4 protein-coding genes are annotated in these 3441 nt (G+C 71.6%); 1 reads left to right on the top strand and 3 read right to left on the bottom strand.

Annotation, left to right across the window (positions count from 1 at the left end; translation table 11 throughout):
• The coding region (locus tag ETD86_RS53290; protein ID WP_211370910.1) for a sensor histidine kinase at positions 1-1032 on the bottom strand (1032 nt) is incomplete at its 3' end.
• Between the two features lie 188 nt (positions 1033-1220).
• Here ETD86_RS53290 and ETD86_RS53285 point away from each other — a divergent pair.
• On the top strand, positions 1221-1799 hold the full coding sequence (locus ETD86_RS53285; RefSeq protein ID WP_138674219.1) for a hypothetical protein: 579 nt from the start codon (positions 1221-1223) through the stop codon (positions 1797-1799).
• Between the two features lie 86 nt (positions 1800-1885).
• Here ETD86_RS53285 and ETD86_RS53280 read toward each other — a convergent pair whose 3' ends face one another.
• Positions 1886-2551, bottom strand: a complete 666-nt coding sequence (locus tag ETD86_RS53280; RefSeq protein WP_211370909.1) for a hypothetical protein — start codon at positions 2549-2551, stop codon at positions 1886-1888.
• A 72-nt stretch (positions 2552-2623) separates the two neighbouring features.
• Positions 2624-3441, bottom strand: an 818-nt coding sequence (locus ETD86_RS53275) for a SpoIIE family protein phosphatase (RefSeq protein WP_170223798.1), incomplete at its 5' end; no start/stop codon positions are given.

Below are 3441 nucleotides of genomic sequence, written 5' to 3'. Positions count from 1 at the left end.
GGCCTGGTGGCCGGTGATCCGCAAGGACACCTCGGCTTGCCGGGCGCGGCTGTGGCGCAGCACGTTGGTGGTCGCCTCCCGCATCACCAGTCCCAGCAGGCGCCGGCCCGGATCGGGCAGGAGGCCTGGGGCGGCGGCGGGGTCGAGCTCCATCCGGGCGTCGATGCCGGCCGCAGCGAGCACCCTGGTCGCGTTCGCGATCTCCTCCTCCAGCGTGACGCGACGATACCCCTGGACGACGGCGCGAGTGTCTCGCAACGCGTCCGCGGCCAGCCGCCGTACCTCGTTCATCTCCTCCGCCGCCCGCGCCGGGTCGGCCCCCGCCAGCCGTGCCGCCAGCTCGCTCTTGAGCGCGATCACCTGCAGATGGTGGCCCTGGATGTCGTGCAGATCGGCGGCGAAACGCAGCCGCTCGTCCTTGACCGCCAGCTCCGCCGACAACCGGCGGGCCGCGTTCAGCCGCTCGGCCACGTCCCACGCCCACAACATCCCGAGCGTGACCCACCCGGTGAAGAGCACCAGCCCGGCAGGGAACGCCGCCGCGAACACGAGTCCCTGCCCCGAGACCGCGGCCGTGACCCCGCCGAGGACCGCCGCGACCGCCGCCGCGACGGCGATCAGCGACCACCGACGTCGGCCGGGCAGGAACATCGCGATGATCGAGACCATCATGGCCGGGCCGAACGACCAGAGCCCGTAGTCCCGCACCGCGAGCAGGATCCCGCCCAGCACCACCGCGCCCACACTCCCGGCCACCAGCCATCTCACCGGCGGCGGCCCGGCCCGGTTGGTGCCCGGCGACGCGAGGGGGACACGCGGGATCCGGCGGCTGATCGACGCGGCGATGGCCGTCACCGTCAGCGCCAAGGCGGCCACGGCGGCGAGCCGGACCACGACCGGCACCGCCGCGTCCACGATCCGGCTCCTGACACTGAAGACCAGGAAGAACGCGGTGACGCCGAAGAGACTCCACCAGGTGTAACGGCGGAAGTTCGTCAGCCCCGTCCCAGGATCGACCGGCACGTCACGCACGCGGCCATTGTGGCAGCAATCCACCGCGCCGGCCCTCTGCCGCCGCGCCCGGCCTGATGACAAATGTCACGCGATCATGTGACAGGTCCATGCTCGGACGTGCGGTTCCGGCCCTACCGAGTGGCGGCGCACGTCGGCGAGCCTGGAGGCCTCCAAACCTCACCCCCGTATCAAGGAGGCGGCCTCCCATGGAAGCCACGAATACCGCGCCCACCCCGAAGAGCTGGATCCACGTGCTCAAGGACCGCTGGCCGACCGCCGTCGCCATCGGGTTGACGTTCCTCTCGGCGAGCAGCGGCAGCGGCCTGAGCAGCGAGGTGATGAGCCTCGCGCAGGTTCTGCCCGCCCTGCCGCTGCTCTACCTCGTCGTCGCCAAGCTGCGCCGGCCCGCGCTGTCGTGGCCGCTGCTCGGCGTGGGCATGGTGATCATCATCGGGGCGCGGCTGCTGGACCTGGTCGCGCCGTCCACCGTCCTGCTCACCCTGGCCTTGATCGTGCTGGTCTGGGGCATGATCGACGGGCACTCGCGCCGGTCGGGCGAATTCAGGATCCAGGCGATCGGCATGCTCGGGTTCGGCGCGCTGGCGCTGGCCGGGCTGGCGCTCGATCCGGAGGCCGGCCGGTACGTGGTGGGGGCAGGATGGTTGCTGCACGGCGTCTGGGACTTCGTGCACCTGCGGCGCGGCAAGGTCGTCGCCCGCTCCTACGCCGAGTGGTGCGGTGTGCTCGACGTGCTGATCGGACTCGAGCTGATCTTCCTGGTGTGACGAGCCGGGCACCCGTCAGATGCGTCGGCCGGCGCCGAGCAGGCGCGCGGCGCCGCGCGCCTGCTCGGAGAAGTCGCGCTCGGCGATCAGGAGCTCGTGGGTGAGGAGCTCGTCGGTGAGGAGCTCGGTGAGGGCGAGGTCGGCGGCTGGCCGGGCCGGTGGTCGCCGTGCCAGCGGCCGCCCTTGCCGCGCCAGCCCTGCCCGTCGCGCAGGGTCGTGTCACGGATCGCGACGGCCGTGGCCGTGCCGCCGTCCACCTTCGCCCTGACCACGACCTTCTGCCCGGACTTCACCGCGTCGATGCCGTCGCCGCCGCGGTTGATGCGGGTGTCGGCGTTGACCACGTACTCCTTGGTGTAGCCGTCCTCGCTCTTGACCGTGATCGAGTCCTGGTCGACGGCCGTGACGTCGCCGTACTGGGTGGCGATGGTCGTGTACGTGCCCGAACCGTCGGGCACGACGAACTCGCCGTGCAGGGCGCGGCCGCCGAAGCCCATCTTGTGGCCCCAGCCCCGGCCGTGTCCGGGCGCCGGGTCGGACGGCGTGCCGGACGGGCTCACCGACGGTGTCGCGGTGCTGGTGGGCGTCGGGGACGGCGACGGCGAGAACACCGCCGCGGCGGCGACGCCGGCGCCGGTGACCACGACGAGCGCGGTGGTGCCGACGAGCAGCAGCGAGCGGGGGAAGCGGCGCCTGGGCGGCTTGTTCTCCAGTGTTTCCGTGGTGCTGAATCCGTCCGGCCCAGGGGTCATGCTCATCCTCCCGATAGCTATGCAACGGGACAACAGTGCATCAAGCCGCCTAAGACTGCTGTAAACGCTGCCCTAGTCGCCGAGCACGTCGAACAGGTCCAGGTCAGGCGGCTCGGTGAGCAGGGCGGAGGCCGCGGCCTTCAGGAGTTGTTCGGTCCATATGCATTTGCCGGTGGCGGTGTAGCGAGTGCCCCAGCGATGGGAGATCGCGGAGACCAGCTGGAGTCCGCGTCCTCCCTCGTCGGTCTCGGCGGCGCGACGGATGCGGGGCGTGGTGAGGCTGCCGTCGGAGACTTCGCAGGTGAGCACGTTGCTGCGGAGGAGGCGGAGCTGGATGGGGCCCTTGGCGTGCCGGACGACGTTGCCGACCAGTTCGCTGGCCAGGAGTTCGGTGGTCATCGACAGGTCGTCCAGGTGCCAGGCGCTGAGCTGGGTCCGTACGTGCTCGCGGGCCTGGCCGGCGGCCTTGGGGTGCTCGGGCAGCGGCCAGCTGGCCATGTCGTCGCCGGACAGCGCGTGGGTGCGGACGATCAGCAGGGCGGCGTCGTCGGAGGTCCCCTCTCTGGGCAGCAGGGTGGAGGTGAGGCTGTCGCACAGGGATTCGAGGCACTCGACGCAGTGGAGCCCCGCCGGGTCCGGCGCGGCGCCGTCATTCTGGTGCGGGCACGGCGTTCCCGGCAAGGCACCGGAGACCGTGCCGGTGAGCGCCTTGGCGAGATGGGCCATGCCCTGGTCGATGTCGAGGGTGGACGATTCGACCAGGCCGTCGGTGTACAGCACCAGCAGGCTGCCCTCGGGCACCTCCATCTCCACGGTGTCGAAGGGCGGGGTGGCGGCGCCGAGGGGTGAGTTCGGGTCGGCGTCGGGGAAGTGCACGCTGCCGTCGGGGT

The organism is Nonomuraea turkmeniaca (assembly GCF_005889735.1).
GTDB classification, from domain to species: Bacteria; Actinomycetota; Actinomycetes; order Streptosporangiales; family Streptosporangiaceae; genus Nonomuraea; species Nonomuraea turkmeniaca.
The sequence above is the reverse complement of the archived record's forward strand: the minus strand, read 5'-3'. Positions and strand labels throughout refer to the sequence as shown.

Bases quoted from the DNA above. Each gene is read 5' to 3' on its own strand.
- ETD86_RS53285 (WP_138674219.1), top strand. From the start codon at position 1,221: ATGGAAGCCACGAATACCGCGCCCACCCCGAAGAGCTGGATCCACGTG.
- ETD86_RS53280 (WP_211370909.1), bottom strand. From the start codon at position 2,551: ATGACCCCTGGGCCGGACGGATTCAGCACCACGGAAACACTGGAGAAC.